At 39.1% G+C, this 18,712-nt stretch carries 21 protein-coding genes; 13 read left to right on the top strand and 8 right to left on the bottom strand.

What is annotated here, in order from left to right; genetic code table 11:
- Nucleotides 1–108: 108 nt before the first annotated feature.
- The 9 genes from ACZ430_RS03665 to ACZ430_RS03625 all read left to right on the top strand — a co-directional run bounded on the left by ACZ430_RS03665 (nucleotide 109) and on the right by ACZ430_RS03625 (nucleotide 7,000).
- Nucleotides 109–762 (top strand): MlaE family ABC transporter permease, encoded by a 654-nt coding sequence (locus ACZ430_RS03665; RefSeq protein ID WP_297211942.1) that lies wholly within the window; start codon nucleotides 109–111, stop codon nucleotides 760–762.
- Nucleotides 759–1,499 (top strand): ABC transporter ATP-binding protein, encoded by a 741-nt coding sequence (locus tag ACZ430_RS03660; RefSeq protein ID WP_297211946.1) that lies wholly within the window; start codon nucleotides 759–761, stop codon nucleotides 1,497–1,499. The genes ACZ430_RS03665 and ACZ430_RS03660 overlap by 4 nt, the downstream gene beginning before the upstream one ends.
- A gap of 80 nt (nucleotides 1,500–1,579) precedes the next feature.
- Nucleotides 1,580–2,827, top strand: a complete 1,248-nt coding sequence (gene thrC / locus ACZ430_RS03655; RefSeq protein ID WP_297211949.1) for a threonine synthase — start codon at nucleotides 1,580–1,582, stop codon at nucleotides 2,825–2,827.
- A 3-nt stretch (nucleotides 2,828–2,830) separates the two neighbouring features.
- Complete coding sequence (locus ACZ430_RS03650; protein ID WP_297211952.1) at nucleotides 2,831–3,109, top strand: MoaD/ThiS family protein; 279 nt, start codon at nucleotides 2,831–2,833, stop codon at nucleotides 3,107–3,109.
- A gap of 11 nt (nucleotides 3,110–3,120) precedes the next feature.
- Nucleotides 3,121–3,369: an NIL domain-containing protein gene (locus ACZ430_RS03645; RefSeq protein WP_297211955.1), complete on the top strand. Its 249-nt coding sequence runs from the start codon at nucleotides 3,121–3,123 to the stop codon at nucleotides 3,367–3,369.
- Between the two features lie 2 nt (nucleotides 3,370–3,371).
- Nucleotides 3,372–4,445: a threonine synthase gene (thrC, locus tag ACZ430_RS03640; protein ID WP_297211958.1), complete on the top strand. Its 1,074-nt coding sequence runs from the start codon at nucleotides 3,372–3,374 to the stop codon at nucleotides 4,443–4,445.
- Complete coding sequence (locus ACZ430_RS03635; protein WP_297211960.1) at nucleotides 4,442–5,653, top strand: cofactor-independent phosphoglycerate mutase; 1,212 nt, start codon at nucleotides 4,442–4,444, stop codon at nucleotides 5,651–5,653. The genes thrC (ACZ430_RS03640) and ACZ430_RS03635 overlap by 4 nt, the downstream gene beginning before the upstream one ends.
- Entirely contained in the window at nucleotides 5,646–6,275 is a 630-nt protein-coding gene (locus ACZ430_RS03630; protein ID WP_297211963.1) for a VTT domain-containing protein, read from the top strand. The genes ACZ430_RS03635 and ACZ430_RS03630 overlap by 8 nt, the downstream gene beginning before the upstream one ends.
- 2 nt (nucleotides 6,276–6,277) lie before the next feature.
- Nucleotides 6,278–7,000: a rhomboid family intramembrane serine protease gene (locus ACZ430_RS03625; RefSeq protein WP_297211966.1), complete on the top strand. Its 723-nt coding sequence runs from the start codon at nucleotides 6,278–6,280 to the stop codon at nucleotides 6,998–7,000.
- Between the two features lie 25 nt (nucleotides 7,001–7,025).
- Here ACZ430_RS03625 and ACZ430_RS03620 read toward each other — a convergent pair whose 3' ends face one another.
- Nucleotides 7,026–8,360 (bottom strand): glutamine synthetase family protein, encoded by a 1,335-nt coding sequence (locus tag ACZ430_RS03620; RefSeq protein ID WP_297211969.1) that lies wholly within the window; start codon nucleotides 8,358–8,360, stop codon nucleotides 7,026–7,028.
- A 242-nt stretch (nucleotides 8,361–8,602) separates the two neighbouring features.
- Between ACZ430_RS03620 and ACZ430_RS03615 the strand changes: the two genes are divergently transcribed.
- Nucleotides 8,603–9,277, top strand: a complete 675-nt coding sequence (locus ACZ430_RS03615; RefSeq protein ID WP_297211972.1) for a ubiquinone/menaquinone biosynthesis methyltransferase — start codon at nucleotides 8,603–8,605, stop codon at nucleotides 9,275–9,277.
- Nucleotides 9,278–9,330: 53 nt separating this feature from the next.
- On the opposite strand, the gene ACZ430_RS03610 is transcribed toward ACZ430_RS03615, so the two are convergent.
- The 7 genes from ACZ430_RS03610 to ACZ430_RS03580 form a co-directional block, all read right to left on the bottom strand.
- Nucleotides 9,331–10,161: a universal stress protein gene (locus ACZ430_RS03610; RefSeq protein WP_297211975.1), complete on the bottom strand. Its 831-nt coding sequence runs from the start codon at nucleotides 10,159–10,161 to the stop codon at nucleotides 9,331–9,333.
- Between the two features lies 1 nt (nucleotide 10,162).
- On the bottom strand, nucleotides 10,163–10,909 hold the full coding sequence (locus tag ACZ430_RS03605; RefSeq protein WP_464910707.1) for a hypothetical protein: 747 nt from the start codon (nucleotides 10,907–10,909) through the stop codon (nucleotides 10,163–10,165).
- Nucleotide 10,910: 1 nt separating this feature from the next.
- A complete protein-coding gene (locus tag ACZ430_RS03600) occupies nucleotides 10,911–12,179 on the bottom strand; it encodes a sulfite exporter TauE/SafE family protein (RefSeq protein WP_297211981.1) in 1,269 nt (422 codons plus the stop codon).
- Between the two features lie 41 nt (nucleotides 12,180–12,220).
- Nucleotides 12,221–12,346, bottom strand: coding sequence for a hypothetical protein (locus ACZ430_RS03595; RefSeq protein ID WP_440871069.1), 126 nt, complete (start codon nucleotides 12,344–12,346; stop codon nucleotides 12,221–12,223).
- 190 nt (nucleotides 12,347–12,536) lie between these two features.
- Nucleotides 12,537–13,829: a sigma-54 dependent transcriptional regulator gene (locus ACZ430_RS03590; RefSeq protein WP_297211987.1), complete on the bottom strand. Its 1,293-nt coding sequence runs from the start codon at nucleotides 13,827–13,829 to the stop codon at nucleotides 12,537–12,539.
- Between the two features lie 49 nt (nucleotides 13,830–13,878).
- Nucleotides 13,879–15,063, bottom strand: coding sequence for a bifunctional glutamate N-acetyltransferase/amino-acid acetyltransferase ArgJ (argJ, locus tag ACZ430_RS03585; RefSeq protein ID WP_297211989.1), 1,185 nt, complete (start codon nucleotides 15,061–15,063; stop codon nucleotides 13,879–13,881).
- A complete protein-coding gene (locus ACZ430_RS03580; RefSeq protein WP_464910706.1) occupies nucleotides 15,063–16,280 on the bottom strand; it encodes an aspartate kinase in 1,218 nt (405 codons plus the stop codon). Before ACZ430_RS03580 ends, argJ begins: the two co-directional genes overlap by 1 nt.
- 155 nt (nucleotides 16,281–16,435) lie before the next feature.
- Here ACZ430_RS03580 and ACZ430_RS03575 point away from each other — a divergent pair, with 155 nt between their 5' ends.
- The 3 genes from ACZ430_RS03575 to ACZ430_RS03565 are packed head-to-tail and all read left to right on the top strand — an operon-like array spanning nucleotide 16,436 to nucleotide 18,712.
- Complete coding sequence (locus tag ACZ430_RS03575) at nucleotides 16,436–16,966, top strand: shikimate kinase (protein WP_297211994.1); 531 nt, start codon at nucleotides 16,436–16,438, stop codon at nucleotides 16,964–16,966.
- Nucleotides 16,953–18,029, top strand: a complete 1,077-nt coding sequence (gene aroB / locus ACZ430_RS03570) for a 3-dehydroquinate synthase (protein WP_297211997.1) — start codon at nucleotides 16,953–16,955, stop codon at nucleotides 18,027–18,029. Before ACZ430_RS03575 ends, aroB begins: the two co-directional genes overlap by 14 nt.
- Nucleotides 18,026–18,712: a winged helix-turn-helix domain-containing protein gene (locus tag ACZ430_RS03565; protein ID WP_297211999.1), complete on the top strand. Its 687-nt coding sequence runs from the start codon at nucleotides 18,026–18,028 to the stop codon at nucleotides 18,710–18,712. Before aroB ends, ACZ430_RS03565 begins: the two co-directional genes overlap by 4 nt.

The raw sequence follows: 18,712 nt of genomic DNA, 5'->3' as shown, positions 1-18,712 counted from the left end.
AAGATTAAAAGCCTCATCTCTGACTTGCAAAATTTCTATTCCCTTTGCATACATTCAATCTTGAAAATTTTTAAAAAACCTCTCTACCTTGATGATATTATAGAGCAAATGGAATATGCCGGTTCTTCATCAGTTTTCATTGTCTCTCTTGTCTGTCTATTTGTGGGAATGGCTCTCAGTCTTCAACTAAGCGCAGAGCTTAGTGGTCTTGGACTAAAGATGTATACCGGCAAAATTGTAGGGATAGCTGTTATCAGAGAAATCGGCCCTCTTGTTACTGCTCTTGTTTTCATAGGAAGAGTAGGGGCTGGACAGGCAGCAGAGATAGGTTCGATGATTCTTGGTCACCAGATAGACACTCTTAGAGTTTATGGGATTGACCCAATTAAAAAGGTTGTAATACCACGTGTATTTGCCTCTGTGGTAATGCTTCCATGTCTAACAATAATAGGTGACTTGGTGTGTCTTTTAGGAAGTTACTATATAGCCGTTTTTGTAAGTAATCAGAGTGGGTCTTTTTTCTGGTCAAGTATAATCCGTGAGCTTACCTTTGAGAATGTCTTTTCTGGCTCAATAAAGCCTTTTATTTTTGGCTATCTTATATCATGTATAAGCTGCTTTTACGGTCTTACAACCAGAGGAGGCGCAAAGGGACTTAGAACATCAACTACAAAGGCGGTTGTTACGTCAATTGTTATTGTAATTGCAATGGATTTTGTCCTCACGAGAGTGCTACTTTACCTCTTAGGATTTACCATATGATAGTCTTTGATGATGTGTGGTTCTCCTATGGAAGTAGAGAGGTTCTCAAAGGTGTGAGCTTTTCTGCTAATTTTAATGAACGTATAGCTGTGCTTGGTGAAAGCGGTGGAGGAAAGACTACCATATTAAAGCTAATTTTAGGTCTGATTTCACCGGATAGAGGGAGGATTATCATTGATGGAGTTGATATAACAGAACTTTCTGAAGAAGAACTAATACCTGTTAGAAGAAAATTCAGTATAGTCTTTCAAGAAGGAGCTCTCTTTGATTCTTTGCCTGTAAAAGAGAATGTTGCCTTTTTTATGCGTGAGGTTTTAAAGCTCTCCGATGAAGACATTTACAGAAAGGTGAGAGAATTGCTCAACAGAGTAGGGGTTACTGATGCAGAGGAACTAATGCCTGAGGAACTAAGCGGTGGAATGCACAGAAGAGTTGCCATTGCAAGGGCTCTTGCCATAGGAAAGACAAAGATGTTTCTCTATGATGAGCCAACAGCAGGATTGGACCCTATAAACTCCGGAAGAATAATGGCTCTTATAAAAGATCTGGCGGAAAGAGACAATATAGGGTTTATGATAATAACCCATGTAGTATATGTGGCATGGCAACTATGTGACAGGTTTATTTTCATTAAAGACGGCAACATCATATTTGATGGTAATAAAAAGGAGCTAATCTCCACGGATATAGGGGTTCTAAAGGATTTCATAAAAGAGTTGTTTTTTAGTGTTTCCTGATATTTTCTCTCCAAATTATAGCCATCTTTGTTCTATTTGGTTTAAAATAAAAAATTAATCTTTAGAATTGGAGGTGGGAGATGAAATATGTAAAGGGGCTAAAATGCAGGGAGTGTGCAAGAGAATACCCTGTTGAGCCAATATATGTTTGTGAATTCTGTTTCGGGCCGCTTGAGGCTGTCTATGATTACCCTAAAATAAAGAGGGCTTTATCAAGGAAGGTTATAGAAAAACGACCTAAAACACTCTGGCGATACAAAGAACTTCTGCCAATAGATGGTGAGCCCCAGGTAGGTCTCGATTCAGGTTTCACGCCCCTTGTTAAGGCAGATAATTTGGCCAAATTTCTTGGAGTTAAAGAACTTTATATAAAAGATGATACTGTAAACCATCCAACTCTTTCCTTTAAGGATAGAGTTGTTGCCGTTGCTCTTACAAAGGCTAAGGAATTTGGTTTTGATACAGCTGCCTGTGCTTCTACGGGTAATTTAGCCCATGCTGTATCGGCACATGGTGCAAAAGCAGGTTTTAATAGATTTATCTTCATCCCTTCTACTCTTGAACAGAGCAAAATTCTCGCATCTATTGTGTATGAACCGAATCTGGTTGCTGTAGATGGAAATTATGATGACGTAAACAGGCTTTGTAGTGAAATTGCAAACAAATATAGATGGGCATTTGTAAATATAAATATCAGACCCTTTTATGCAGAGGGCTCAAAAACAATTGGCTTCGAGATTGTTGAGCAGTTAGGTTGGGAGACTCCAGACAGCATAGTAGTGCCCTGTGCAAGTGGCTCTTTACTTACAAAGGTGTGGAAAGCTCTCAAGGAGTTTAAGGAGATAGGGATAATAAAAGAAATGGATACAAAGATTTATGGAGCACAAGCAACAGGATGTTCTCCCATATCAGCGGCTTACAAACAGGGCACTGATGTTGTAAGGCCTGTCAAGCCAAATACAATAGCCAAGTCTTTAGCAATAGGTAATCCGGCTGACGGTTATTATGCCCTTCAGGCTGTAAAAGAAAGTGGAGGAGCTATGGAAGATGTCTCCGATGAAGAGATTATTGATGCCATAAAGATTCTTGCAAAAAAAGAAGGTATATTTGCTGAAACAGCTGGTGGAGTCACCCTTGCAACTTATATAAAGCTGTTGAAGGAAGGTAAAATTGATAAAAAAGACTGCACAGTCTTATGTATTACAGGAAACGGACTTAAGACAGCAGAGGTTTTAGATGGCAAAACAGCAGAAGTATACCATATAAAACCAAATCTTTCTTCCTTTGAAGAAGCGCTTAAAACAATAAATGAAAAGAAAGGGAGGTAAATAATGGCAGTAAAAGTCCTAATACCAACACCCCTTCAGAAATTGACAGGAGGAAAAGACTCCATAGAAGCTGAACCAGGAAGAATTATAGACATTATTAATGCTCTTGATAAAAACTATCCAGGGCTTGCCGAGAGACTTTGTCAGGATGGTAAGATAAGAAGGTTCATTAATGTCTATGTTAATGAGGAAGATGTGAGATTTCTACAGGGAGAGGAAACGCTCGTTAAAGATGGAGACGAAGTCTCTATTGTTCCTGCCATAGCAGGAGGGAGAGACTAAAGGAGGAAAAAATGTCAGAGGTTAAAAAATTAAGAGTCAGGCTTACTTTCCCGCAGGAGTTAATAAAAGAGCCTGTGCTTTTCAGAATGGCAAAGAAATATGATGTAATGCCTAACATTCGCAGAGCAAGAGTAACCGATACATTTGGCGAAATGATTCTTGAGCTTGAAGGTTTAGAGAAAAATCTCACAGAGGGAATTAACTCCCTCAGACAGCAGGGAGTTGTTGTTGAATTAATAGAAGGAGATATTATTGAATAGCCATGAATGCAAAATCACCTTGGAGAGGAATAATAAGGGAGTACTTTGAGCATTTTCCTGTAAGCGAAAAAACTCCCGTAGTAACGCTTTTAGAGGGAAATACACCACTCATAAGAGTAAATAATCTTTGCAGAGAACTCAATATAGACTTGGAGATTTTCCTCAAATTTGATGGAGCAAATCCGACAGGTTCTTTTAAAGACAGAGGCATGACATTGGCCATATCAAAAGCTGTGGAAGAGGGTTCAAGAGCGGTGATATGTGCTTCCACAGGTAATACCTCTGCTTCTGCATCTGCCTATGCAGCAAGGGCTGGTATTAAAGCAATCGTCCTTATTCCAGAGGGAAAAATTGCTACTGGAAAGCTTGTTCAGGCTATGATACATGGTGCTTTAGTAATTCAGATAAAAGGGAATTTTGACCAGGCATTAAACATAGTAAGGGCTATAGTTAATGAGTATCCCATAACGTTAGTTAACTCGATTAATCCTTTTAGAATAGAAGGGCAGAAGTCAGCAGCCTTTGAAGTATGTGACCAGCTGGGAAGAGTTCCTGACTATCACGCCCTTCCCGTTGGCAATGCAGGCAACATTTCTGCCTACTGGAAAGGTTATAAAGAATACATGGAAAGAGGAAAAATAAAAACTCTCCCCAAAATGTTAGGTTTTCAGGCTGCTGGTGCAGCTCCCATTGTTTTAGGACACCCTGTTGAAAAACCAGAAACCGTAGCAACTGCCATTAGAATTGGTAACCCTGCCAGCTGGAAAACGGCTGTGCAAGCCAGAGATGAATCGGGAGGAACTATTGATACAGTTACAGATGATGAGATACTTCAAACACAAAAAATGATAGCTTCTCTTGAGGGAGTTTTCTGTGAACCAGCTTCTGCAGCCTCAGTGGCAGGTGTTATTAAGCTTTACCGTCAGGGATATTTTAAAAAGGACAGCACTGTTGTATGCACTCTTACAGGTAATGGACTTAAAGACCCTGATATTGTTTTCAAAGTTGCTGCGGAACCTTATGTTTTACCTCCAGATTTAAACAGTGTTAGAGACTTCGTGGAGAAGCTCCTATGAAATACATAGTGATTGTTCCAGATGGTGCTGCTGATAATCCAATTGAGGAACTGGGTGGCAAAACACCTCTTCAGGTTGCCAATACGCCGAATATGGATTTTCTTGCTTCCTGTGGTATTGCAGGGTCTGTGAGAAATATTCCCAAAGGTTTTCCGCCAGGAAGTGATGTGGCAAATCTGAGCATTCTTGGTTATGACCCACGGGTATATTATACGGGTAGGGCTCCTCTTGAAGCTGTAAGCATGGGACTTACTCTGTCAAAAAATGATATAGCCTACAGATGTAATCTCGTTACTTTGAATTTCTTAGATAAGAAACAGATTCTCATGGATGATTATTCTGCAGGGCACATAAGTAGCGAAGAAGCAAAAATTTTAATAGAAGAAATTGACATAAAACTCGGCAGTGAGACTTTGAGATTTTATCCAGGTGTAAGTTACAGGCATATTATGGTTTGGAAAGACGGTAGCGAGGATGTGGAATGCACCCCTCCTCACGATATCACTGGAAAGGAGATTTCAAGGTATTTACCAATTGGCAAAAATGCCAGTTTTCTTAAGGAGCTTATATTTAAATCTTCAGAGATTCTCAAGGAACACCCGGTAAACAAAAAGAGAATCTCTGAAGGCAAAAAGCCAGCTAACAGCATCTGGCTATGGGGACAGGGAAGAACTCCTGACTTGCCTAATTACAGAGACAAATATAATATGACAGGAGCTCTAATCTCAGCGGTCGATTTAACAAAAGGACTTGGAATTCTTGCAGGATTTCACATCATAAACGTGCCTGGTGCAACTGGTTGGATAGATACGAATTATGATGGTAAAGCATCTTACGGCCTCAATGCTCTTGAGCGTGTTGATTTTGTCTACATTCACATAGAAGCTCCCGATGAAGCGGGTCATCAGGGAGATTACAAACTCAAGATTAAGGCTATTGAGGATATTGATAGAATTGTCGTAGGTAGGATAATACAGGAGGCAAAAGAAAGATTCAAAGAATTTAAAATTCTACTTCTTCCAGACCATCCTACTCCTGTAAAATTAAGAACTCATACTTCCGAGCCTGTACCTTTTGTTATTTACGATGGCAAAGATAAAGGAGTTGATAGAAAAAGGAATTTTTCAGAGGATATTCTTCTTTCTCCCGATATTCATTTAGAAGACGGATTTAAGCTCATGGACATTTTTCTAAAAGGCAATGTCTGAGCTAATAGACCTTCTTCTTCATGTTGACATATATCTTGAGACTTTATTCTCTAAGGTCGGTCTTTGGATATATTTAGTATTGTTTTTAATCATTTTTTCAGAGACGGGTTTTGTTGTAACGCCGTTCTTGCCAGGAGACTCTCTTTTATTTGCCGTGGGAGCACTTTCTTCAAGGCAGTTTATATGTCCCTGGAGCTCCTTTTTTTTATTGAGCCTTGCCGCTGTATTAGGTAATACTCTTAACTATCATATCGGCAAGTATGTAGGACCAAAAATTTTTTATAAAGAAAACTCTTTGTTTTTCAATAAAAAACATCTTCATACCACTGCCAGATTTTATGAAAAATACGGTGCTAAAACAATAGTAATTGCAAGGTTTTTACCAATTTTGAGAACATTTGCTCCATTTGTAGCAGGCATAGGAAAAATGAAATACAATAAATTTCAACTCTACAATATAGCGAGTAGTTTGTTATGGAGCGGGTCTTTTATAGGTGTGGGGTATTTTTTCGGAAATCTTCCATTCGTTAAAAATAACTTCTCTTTTTTTATACTGGCTATCATTGTGCTTTCAATTATACCAACGGTTGTTAATGTGATAATGATTAAAAGGAGTAAATAGCAGTGATACCACTTAGAGACTGTTTGCCAAGAAGATATACCCCCTATATGACATGGCTTATAATAGCCACTAACTGTATAGTTTTTCTATTTGAACTGATGTTTAGAAAAGAAGAGTTAGACCATCTTTTTCAAATCTTTGGTATTGTGCCTGCCCGATATATGCTTGTTGAAAGTCTTCCCCTTGAGCCCCTCTATTACCTGCCATTTCTGACAAGTATGTTTCTGCATGGCGGTTGGTTTCATCTTTTAAGTAATATGTGGATTATGTGGATTTTTGCCGACAATGTGGAAGACAAAATGGGTTCATTCAGATTCCTAATCTTCTATCTCCTTTGCGGCTTAGGAGCAGGATGGATTCACTGTCTTATCAATCCCTCATCAACTATTCCTACTGTAGGTGCCTCAGGAGCAATCTCAGGTGTCCTTGGAGCATACATGATAATGTTTCCTCATGCCAGGGTTATCACTTTGTTTCCAATTCTGTTTTTCCCATTCTTTTTTGCCCTTCCTGCGATTTTCTACATACTGATGTGGTTTTTTATTCAGCTTTTCTCTGGTTTGGGGTCTTTGCTAACACCACAAGACGTGGGCGGAGTAGCTTGGTGGGCACATGTGGGAGGCTTTGTCTTTGGAGTGATACTACACAGACTTTTTGTCATTAAAAAGAGACTTAAGATGTATGATGACCATTTTGACTATTACTGCGCTTGGGGAAGATGGTAAGAGGGGAGTTGCCTCCCCTCTTTGCTTATAGAATTGGTAGGTATCTCTCCAGTTCGTAAGGGAAAATTCTTATGCGATAATCATCCCATTCCTTCTTCTTGCTTTCAATGAGGTTTGTGAAAATGTGCTCTCCCAGAGTTTCCTTCAAAATATCGCTTTTTTCAGCATACTCGATGGCTTCAATTAAACTGCCTGGCAGGCTGTCTATTCCAAGAGCTTTTCTTTCCTCAGGGGCAAGATGGTAGACGTCTCTTTCTACTGGCTCGGGGAGTTTGTATTTCTTCTCTACACCAGTCAGTCCGGCATTAAGCATACAAGCAAAGGCAAGATAGGGGTTACAAGCTGGGTCTGGACTTCTTAGCTCAATTCTTGTGGCTTTTTCTTTGCCAGGTTTGTATAGGGGAACTCTTATTAAGGCAGACCTGTTTCTTCTTGCCCAGCATATGTAAACTGGAGCTTCATAACCAGGAACAAGTCTTTTGTAAGAGTTAACCCACTGATTAAGCACAAGGGTAATCTCTTTAATGTGCGTTAAAACACCCGCTATGTAGCTTTTTGCAATGTCAGAAAGATAAAACGGGTCTTTTGGATTGAAGAAAGCGTTTTTATCTCCTTTGAAGAGTGATTGATGAGTGTGCATACCACTGCCGTTTTCACCAAAGAGAGGTTTGGGCATGAAGGTGGCATAGACACCATGTCTTTTAGCTATTTCTTTTACAACCACTCGATAGGTCATGACAATGTCTGCCATGTTTAATGCTTCTGCATATCTCAGGTCTATCTCATGCTGAGAAGGTGCTACTTCGTGGTGGGAGTATTCTACTTTAATTCCCATCTGTTCGAGAGCTAAAATTGTATCTCTTCTTAAATCCTCAGCAGCATCAAGGGGATAGTCAAAGTATCCGCCTTCGTCTAATATTTCAGGGTTCTTGTCTGCCTTGAAATAGAAAAACTCAAGCTCTGGGCCAAGGTAGAAGGTAAAACCTTTTTTAGCAGCCTTTTCAAGATTTGTTTTGAGTATGTATCTTGGGTCGCCCTTGTAAGGAGTTCCATCAGGTTCATAGATATCGCAGAACATTCTTGCTACAGGGCTTTCTTTAGGCCTCCATGGAAGAACCGCAAAAGTCGTTGGGTCTGGTCTTGCAATCATGTCTGACTCATCAATCCTTGCAAATCCATGGATTGATGAACCATCAAAACCCATTCCCTCTGAAAAAGCAACCTCGAGCTCCTCTACAGGAACGGCAAAACTTTTTAACTGGCCGAGTATGTCAGTAAACCAGAGTCTAACAAATTTCACATTAAGCTCTTTGACCAGTTTCATTACATCCTTTTCATCTCTTGGCTTTGTGTAAGTCATAGTCTCCTCCCTTTTTTATTTTTTATGAGGCCAAGCCTCTTTCAAACTTTTAAAAGCAAAGGTAATTATACTTTAACAAACTTCACGAAATATCTTCTAATTAATTTACCATTTTTAATTTGACGGCTAACGGTTGCCATATAGCATATGATACCAATATTGAAGAAATTTGTCAACATTTTTGTATGAAATTTTTTTCATTAATTTATTCTTGTATTTTTTGTGTGATATAATTCTTGGATATGAACGAGACTGAAAAAATAAGGCTAATGTTCGACAGAATTGTCCATAAATACGACTTTCTTAACAGATTGCTATCTCTTGGCCAAGATATTTACTGGAGAAAGAAGATGGCAAAGAGTGCTATTGATGAAAATACAAAGCTCGTTTTAGACCTTGCTGCTGGAACAGCAGATTCAACTAAAGTTATTTTAAAGGAAAATGTAAAAGTAATCGGTGCAGATATAAGCTTTGAGATGCTGTATTTCGGCAAAGAAAAGCTTAAAGACAAAAAAAATTATATTGCTACAGTTGCCTCTGGCTATCAGCTTCCTTTCGGAGATTTTGTTTTTGATGTGGTTACCTGTGCTTTTGGTATAAGGAATATGCATAAAACTCAAGAGGCTTTGAAAGAGATTTACAGGGTAATAAAGAAAGATGGAAGAGTTGTTATTCTTGAATTCTCTCTTCCTGAAAACTCATTAAAACATCTTTATGTTTTCTATTTGAAAAAAGTGGTGCCTTTTATAGCATCGCTTTTTTCTAATCGGTCAGCCTATGAATATCTTGCAGAATCAATTAAGAATTTTTATCGGCCAAGAGAGTTTGTAAGGCTGCTTGAGGAGAGCGGATTTAGAGATACTAAGGCATATTCGTTAAGCTTTGGTTGCGTTCATTTATACATAGGAGTAAAGTAAATTTTTTAAATAAAGCCCTGTCATTTTTGGGAATGACAGGGCTTTATAATCTTTTATTTCTTCTTTACTACAAGCACAGGCCTGGCAACTGTTCCAATAACTCTCTCTGTAACGCTTCCGAGGAAGAATTTTTCAATACCAGTTTTGCCATACGTGCCCATAACTATGAGTCCTACGGCATTTTTATTTGCCACTTCTGCAATCTGTTCAAAGGGTTCGCCTTTAAGCACAACTGTTTGAATTTTTACTCCTTCACTTTCAGCTGAACCTTTTACAGCTTTGACTGCTTCCTCAGCAAAGGCCAATTCATTGTCGCTCTTTGCAACGGATAGGGCAATTAGTTCGCTATTAAATCTCTTAGCCGTTCCAATAGCTTCAGAAGCTGCCATACTGCTATATACAGAGCCGTCTGTGGCAAGAAGGATTTTATCGAATCTAAGAGTTGCTCCAACGGGAACAACAAGCACCTTGCAGGGTGCATTTCCTATAACCTTTTTACCTACTGCTCCAAGCATTACGCCTTTTTTACCGATAATTATAAGGTCTACACTGTTTTTAATAGCTTCATCAATGATGTATTTATAGGGTTCAGGTCCTGTGTAACTGATTGTTTCACATTTAACTCCTGCCTTGTCAGCAATTTCTTTTACCTCGTCAAGAGCTTTTTTCGCCCTCTTTTCAATGGCATCAACAGCCTGTGGAAGAGTCTCTATAAATTCGGCGGCAAAAATCGGAACTTCTGCTACGCAAATAGCATACAGAGCACTTCCGCAAGGTTTAGCAAGTTCAACTGCTGCCTGAGCGGCAAATTTAGCTGCTTCAGAGCCGTCAGTTGACAGAAGTATTTTATCCAGTTTTGTTAAAGGACATGCGCCAATTGCCATTTTAGACCTCCTTCTTTACCTTTGCTTTCTTTGTGGAAAGCCCTAAACCCTCAAACAAATAGAGCACTCCAAAACCATACCAGATTGTGTAGATTACATAGAAAACAAGAAGTCCTGTTGCAACACCTGCCTTTTCAGTTATCTTGACGGCAGGAATGCCGTAGAAGTTGTATGCAGGCTCAATTGCTTTTGTGATAACATTTTTTACAAAATTAGCATCTTCAGCTTTTTTGTCAAGGGTAAGTTTCTTATTTACAAGGCTTAGAGCATTGTGCCACTGTCTGAACATCTGTTTCATTTTTTCATCATCGGAGACGTCATATTTTTTCTTTATAAAATCACCCTTATTATTATACATATAGTCTGAGTCTTCAAGGGCAGCTGCCATGATAGCTCCGAAATCGCCTTTAATGTGCACCTTTGAACCATCAACTTCGGCAGTTGCACCATTTATTGTGAAGACTTTGGCAATTCTCTGTGCCCTTGCCTCTGCATCGCCAGGCTTATCACCTGCCTTTTTAGCATCAACCACAACATCAAGGGGCTTTCCTTTATATTTCTCCACATCTTTTTTCAGTTTTGGAATTTGATAGGCTGAGCCTTTTGCAAGTTTGTTAAAGAGGTCATCACTGTATTCAAGTCCGTTCTGCCCCTGACCGTAGATTGGCAGGAATATGAGTACAAGAACTCCTACAAAGCTTATAAGCAGAATTATTCCCCAGGTTAGATGTTTTTTGTCAGCAGCCATCTTATCCCTCCTCTCTAAAGGCTTTTAAATTCTTAAAGAAGCTTCCCATAACCCATACGGCAAAGCCTCCAACAGCTATCCAGAATACAACATTTCCAACGAGTATGATTATATCGCATAATTCTTTTGAGACATTCCATATCTCAAGACTTCTTAGTTTGTCAGGAACAACACTTGCTCTGTTTGCAAAACCTGCCAGAATTGTAAGAACCCAGAATCCTCTTATAACCATACCGGGAACAACTTTTGTTGTAAGTGCGCCAATCTGGATTCCAATGAGTGAGCCAAGCAGAAGTCCCATTGCAAGTGTATAGAAAACATAACCATAGATGGCATACTGGGTTATGGAGGAGTAACCGGCAGTAAATATAATCTGAAGAATATCTGTTCCAACTGTTGTAGGCGTAGAGACACCAAGAACATAGACAAACAGTGGGAATGTTACAAATCCACCGCCTACACCCATCACGGCTGCAAGAAGACCTACGAGAAATCCGCAGGCTGCGACAAAAAGCCAAGATATTCTTCTTCCACCAAAGTCCTCGTCAAAGGAAATCATTGGAGGGATATTAATCTTCTGAATATTAATGGCCAGTTGAGTTGTTGTCATTGGACCGCCATGAGCATCTCCATGGGCATCTCCACCAGCCTGTGCACCTTTTTTGCGGGCCTTGCTAAGTTTAATATAGTCTCTCAAACCATAAAAACCGAGAAAACCAAGTATTATAGCGTATACTATACTTATGAATGCCTCACTTGCTACAGGGTCCCAGTTATATATGGACCTTTGAATATATCCACCCGTTGTTGCTCCTAATATAGAGCCAATAACAAAAGCAATTGCAAGTCCAACGCAAACGTTACCAAGTTTTTTGTGTATAACCGTTCCCATTATGGCTTTTGCAAAGATATGAAACTGGTCTGTTCCGACTGCCAGAATTCCTTTAACTCCTGCGGCCATCAATGCAGGAGCAATGATAAATCCACCGCCTGCACCGATACAGCCCGTGATTAGTCCTGCTGCAAGTCCTACAGCTATTGATGCGATAAATACTGTTGTAGTGTAATGAGATGGTGCGTAAGCAGATTTTCCGCCGAGAAAATCTGCTGCACCAAGAAATGATACAAGCAGTATGGGGGATAGAAGAGCAATCAGAATAAGAAGTCTTTTCTTGTTTTTCAGGATGTTATCGGACATCTGTTTTTCCCACTTGGCCTGGTATATGGCACCGGCCATCATAAGTTCGTAAAGTTTTCTAAATTTACTCATCCCACAGCCTCCTCCTTAATTTTCTTTTTTAGATTAAAAGATTACGAATTACATCTTGAGCCTTTCTTTTTCTCACCTCCCTTCCTTTTGCTTTTCTCAGACTTTCTCTGAAGTCTGTCAAACTCCTTTGGTTTTGAAAAAGTTATTGATACAAGCAAATCTTTCATTTTTTTCCACACCTTTCGCATTATCATTTTTTGATGCAATACAGATGCCACAAATTAAATTCAACAATGTCAATGCTTTTTCCTAAAAGAAAAAGATATAGTGCAACAGATTGTTTCATTTTTTATATTAATGGCATTAGAAAACCTTATTTAGCTTGTTGGAGATGCAACTATTTGTTTCAGATAAAAATTATGTGGCGATTTTAAATTGTTTTAGCTTTCTTTGAAGCTGCTGTCTGTGTATTCCCAGTAGGTCTGCTGCCTTAGAGATGTTTCCTCTGCTTTTCTGCAGGGCAGACCATATTAGCTCTTTTTCGAAAAGGTCTAATGCTTCCCGTAAGCTGCCTTGCTGGGTTTTCTTTGTGGCAGAAGTTTTAATTAAATAGGCCGGAAGGTCTTTTACGGTTATCTCAGAGGAGTTTGTAAAGGCTATAGCCCGTTCAATTATGTTTTCCAGCTCTCTTACGTTTCCTGGAAATGAGTAATTCATTAAAGTATCAAGAGCTTCTTCAGTAATTCCTTTAATAGATAAGTCTTTTCTTTTAGCTGAATGCTTTTTAATAAAAAATTCGGTTAAAGAGGGAATATCCTCTTTTCTGTTTCTCAGTGGAGGAATTTCAATATGAATTACATTTAATCGGTAAAACAGGTCTTCTCTGAAAGAACCTTCTCGGCATGCTTTTGGTAAGTCCCTGTTGGTAGCAGCGATAAATCTTACGTCTACCTTTATGGGATGACTTCCTCCTATTTTTATGAATTCTCCCTCTTGAATAACTCTCAATATTTTAGTCTGAAATAGAGGAGATACATCGCCTATTTCGTCAAAAAAGAGAGTTCCTCCATCTGCCCACTCTACAAGCCCCTTTTTAGTGTAGTTTGCGCCTGTGAAAGCACCTTTTTCGAAACCGAAAAGTTCTGACTCAAGAAGTGTATCTGGTATGGCTGAACAGTTTATGACTATAAAGGGATTAGTCTGCCTTTCGCTTAGATTATGAATTGCTCTGGCAACGAGTTCTTTTCCTGTTCCAGACTCGCCTGTTATGAGAACATTGCTATCAGTAAGGGCAGCTTTTCTTATTCCACAGTATACATCTTCCATTATTCTGCTAATTCCAATAAGTCCATCTATTTCAACTTTTGGTTTATCCTTAAAATTCTGGAAAATCTCTCTTACCGATTCGTCTTTTAAAGGTTTTTTAAGAAAGTCTAATGCTCCAAGCTTCATGGACTTAACAGCTTTTTCAATCTGAGGCTTACCGAAGGCTATTACAGGCATGTATTGTTTTAACTCTAAAAGTCTTTTTTCCCATCCTTCAGAGTCTATGTCCAGAAAGGCAATGTCGTATAGGTATAGTGTTGTTGATGAAGAAGTCTTAGATTTACTCGTTTTTCTGAGAGTAATGCCTATGGAGTCGAATATTTTGTAAAGCTTTTCTGCCTCGTCAGAGACAACAAGCACGCTAAAGGATCTTAAAAAGCCCATTGCAGTTAAAAATAGAATATTTCAGCAGATATTGTCAATAAAACAAATCTCATGTTCTATAGGCAGAGTTTACCCGCACATACTCTTCTGAAAGGTCAGTAGTAAAAACTCTTGCCTTTCCATGCCCCTCATTTAGATTTATTAAGACTTCAATCTCCCTTTCTTTTAATAATTCTTCTATTTCAGTTTCCTTCATGGTCGGCAACCCCCTATAAAAAAGACATACACCACCCATGTAAATTTCAATTTTATCTTCCTTTACAGATGCTCCAGAGTAACCTATGGCAGCAATGATTCTTCCCCAGTTTGGGTCTCCACCGTAGAAGGCTGTTTTCACAAGAGGAGAGTTTGCAACTGTTTTGGCTATTCTCCTTGCATCTGATGATGTTTTAGCTCCTTTCACATTTATAGTGATAAACTTAGTCGCACCTTCTCCATCTTTCACAATCATTTTTGAGAGCTCGAGACAGGTTTCATGAATTGCTTCCCTGAAAACTTTAAACAACTTACTTTTTCTGTCTATTTTTGCTGTTTCCGATTCTCCATTAGCAAGTAAAAGCACAGTGTCATTTGTTGACATGTCACCATCAATCGTAATAGAGTTAAAACTGTCAGATACGGCGAATTTTAGAGTGTCTTTAAGAATTTCAGAGTCAATCTTGGCATCCGTAAGAATAACACAAAGCATAGTTGCCATATTTGGAGCAATCATTCCTGCTCCTTTGCATATTCCAAGAACGGTGATTATACCATTTTCCGCTTCAATCTGTTTTGAGAACATTTTGGGGAATGTATCGGTAGTCATCATGGCTTGGGCTATTTGAATGGGTTCTGCTTTACCGATATTTTCTATGAGTTTGTCCACCGCTGGAATAATTCTCTCCATAGGCATAGGATTACCAATCACGCCAGTAGAAAGAGGATAGACCAGACTTTGATTTATGCCCAGTTTTTCGGCAACTTTTTTTGTAATCTCCTCAGCATCTTCTATTCCCTTTTTACCGGTGCATGCGTTTGCATTGCCGCTGTTAATTATAACTGCTTGGGCAACGCCAGACTTTATTCTCTTCATGCATAATTTTATCGGTGCTGCTTTAATCTGGTTAGTTGTGAACACTCCCGCAACTTGAGCAGGTTTTTTTGAGAAAATAAGGGCAAGGTCGTTTCTGTTATGATATTTTATACCTGCCTCTGTTACGGCGTATTCAAATCCCTTAGGCGATGGAAACTCCATTACTCACCGCCAAGCTTGAATGTATCATGCAGAACTCGCACGGCAAGCTCAGTGTATTTTGCGTCGATTAGGCAGGATATTTTTATCTCTGAGGTGCTGATTGCCATTATGTTGATACCATGCTTTGCTAAAGCCTCAAACATCTGAGCAGCCACTCCAGAGTGGGTTCTCATTCCAACTCCGACTATTGAAACCTTGGCAATGCCTTCATTAAGCAATACTTTTTCAGCGCCAAGCTCTTTGCATAGTTTTTCGGTTATATCAAGAGCTTTTTTTGCATCGGTTTTGGGAACGGTAAATGATATATCCGTCGCCTTTCCATCACTGCTTATGTTCTGAACTATCATGTCCACAACAATATTGGCATCGGCAATGGTTCTGAAAAGTTTTCCGGCAATTCCAGGTTTGTCGGGAACTTTTACTATGGTTATTTTTGCCTGATTTTTATCGTGGGCAATACCTGATACTACCACTTTTTCCATATCTTTATCCTCCTTTGTTACTAAGGTTCCGGGATTGTAATTAAAGCTTGAACGAACCACTACAGGCACATTGTATTTCATGGCAAATTCCACAGACCTTGTCTGAAGAACCTTTGCACCAAGGGATGCGAGTTCAAGCATTTCTTCATAGGATATCTTATCAAGCTTTTTTGCTTTGGGAACGATGTTTGGGTCTGCTGTGTAAACTCCGTCTACATCGGTGTATATTTCGCATAAATCGGCATTCAAGGCAGCGGCAATTGCTACAGCTGTAAGGTCTGAGCCTCCTCTGCCAAGAGTTGTTACATCTTCATCTTCCGTAATACCCTGAAAACCTGCCACTACTACGATATATCCTTCTTCCAGGGCTTTGACAGCTCTTGTGGCTATTATCTTTTCAATTTTTGCTTTTGTGTGAACTGCATCTGTTATTATTCCCATCTGTCGTCCTGTAAGAGCAATTGCCCGGTGTCCTAATCCGTGAAGTGCCATTGCAGTAAGGGCAGAGGTAACCCTTTCTCCTGATGAAAGAAGCAAGTCCATTTCTCTTTCAGGTGGATTTTCGCATACCTGATTTGCAAGTCCTATTAATTTATCTGTCTCTCCTGCCATTGCAGAGACAACTACTACAACTTTGTGCCCCTCCTTAGCAGTTTTCGAGACTCTTTCAGCAACAGCCTTTATTCTTTCAATATTTGCAACAGAAGTGCCTCCATACTTTTGAACGATTAACATTTCTCTCCTCCAGATTATGGATAAATTGAGTGATATTATTATGTATAATTTGTTGAAAAATTTACAACATCGAAAAGGTAAGTAAATCGCAAGAAGAAAAGCTCTGAAAGGGATTATTTTAGCCAGCAAGAGCCGGAATATTTTATAATTGTCTTATGGGAAAAAGGCACAACATCGTGCTTACTGGTTTTATGGGAACGGGGAAAACAACGGTAGGTAAGATTGTTTCTAAAAAATTAGGCTACCCCTTTGTTGATATAGATGAACTTATCGAAAAAGCTATGGGCATGAGAATATCGGAGATTTTCGAGAAATTCGGAGAGGCTCGTTTCAGAGACATAGAGTCTGCCATGATAAGCCATGTGACCGAAAAAACAGGTCAGGTTATTTCCACAGGTGGAGGAGCGATTTTAAAGGAGGAAAATCTGGTAAACATGAGAAAAAAAGGCGTTGTGTTTTGTCTTAATGCCTCTGCAGATACAGTTTTTGAAAGGGTGAAACACAACGATGATAGACCTCTTCTTAAGTCTCCTGATGTAAGGGCTAAAATAAAGGAGTTAATGGATAAAAGAAGAGTTTTCTACGAAAAGGCCGACTATATGATTGACACTGAAAACCTTACTCCAGAGGAGATAGCAGAAGAGATAATCAATATATACAGGGAGATAACTGATGGAAAAAATTAGAGTTGAGTTGGGTGAACGGAGTTATGAGATTTTAATTGATAAAGAAAATCTATCTAACATAGGCGAGCGATTGTTAAGATTTCCTTTAGGCAAGAAAATAGCATTAGTGAGCAATCCAACAGTCTTTGAACTCTACGGAGAACAAGTCATATCCTCTCTCAGAAAGGAGAATTTTGAAGTTTCTCTTATTGTCATTCCCGATGGTGAGACTTACAAGGATTTTTTCTGGGCTTATCACATCCTTACAAAACTGCTTGAAAGCGGTTTTGACAGAAAATCTTGTCTCATTGCCCTTGGAGGAGGAGTGATAGGAGATATAACAGGTTTTGTAGCCTCCCTTTATATGCGGGGAATTCCTTATGTTCAAATACCGACTACACTTCTTGCCCAAGTTGATAGCTCTGTTGGAGGAAAAACAGCGGTTAATCATAGCCTTGGTAAGAACATGATAGGCACATTCTGGCAGCCTGTTCTTGTATGGATTGATGTTAATACGCTGGACAGCCTTCCTGAAAGAGAGTTTTTATCTGGTCTTGCAGAGGTAATAAAATACGGCATAATATGGGACAAAGAATTTTTTGAATTAATAGAAAGCAACAGGGATAAAATTTTAAAGAGGGACAAATCTCTTCTGATTTCGCTTATAAAACGCTCCTGCGAGATTAAATCTGAGGTTGTAGCTATGGATGAAAGGGAAAGCTCGCTTAGGGCAGTTTTAAACTACGGACATTCATTAGGTCATGCCATAGAGACGCTTACTGGTTACAGTTCCTATCTTCACGGAGAGGCCATATCAATCGGCATGGTCTATGAGGCAAAGCTGGCAAACATACTCGGTTTTCTGAATAAAAATCACTTTGAGAGAATAAGGGCAGTTTTAAAAAATTTTGGCTTGCCCGTTGAGATGCCTGCTTTAATTGAACCGGCAGCCTTAATAAAGACAGTTCTTCTTGACAAGAAAAATCTTCATGGTAAAATTAGAATGGTAATTCCAGAGGAAATAGGAAAAATGAAGATAAATTTTGAGATAACACCAGAACAACTTCGCAAGGCTTTAGTATGAATAAAAAGATTCTTGTCATAGAAGATGAAAGGGAGATAGCTGAATTAATAGCCTATGCACTCCAAAAGGATAGCTTTCAAGTTGATATTGCCCTTGATGGAAAGGAAGCTTTGAGCAAACTTAAAGAAGAAGTTTATGATTTAGTTGTCCTTGACTTAATGTTGCCCTATGTGCAGGGGCTTGAAATATGCAAGTTCATAAGAAATAATCCGAATATGCAGAATACGGGCATAATAATTGTCACTGCTAAAGGAGAAGAGCTTGACAGAATTATGGGACTTGAGATGGGAGCTGATGACTACGTTACAAAACCTTTCAGTCCAAGAGAGTTAACGGCAAGAATAAAAGCAGTGCTTAGGAGGACAAAGTCAGAGACAGTAGCACAGGTAATAAAAATTGGCGATATCATAATTGACAAGGAAAAATATTTAGTTACCGTTAAGGGCACTCCCATAAGGCTTTCAGCTACGGAGTTTAAACTTCTTCTTTATCTTGCGGAAAGACCTAATAAAATATTTAGCAGAGACCATCTACTGGACGCAGTCTGGGGACAGGATATATACGTTGACTCAAGGACAGTGGATGTTCATATAAGAAGGCTGAGAATGAAGATAGAAAAAGACCCTGACAATCCAGAGTATTTAAAAACCATGAGAGGCATTGGATACTACATAGAGGCATAA

The sequence above is a fragment of the Thermodesulfovibrio sp. TK500a genome (assembly GCF_055381765.1).
Note: the sequence above shows the minus strand (reverse complement) of the source record. Positions and strands in the feature narration are given on the sequence as shown.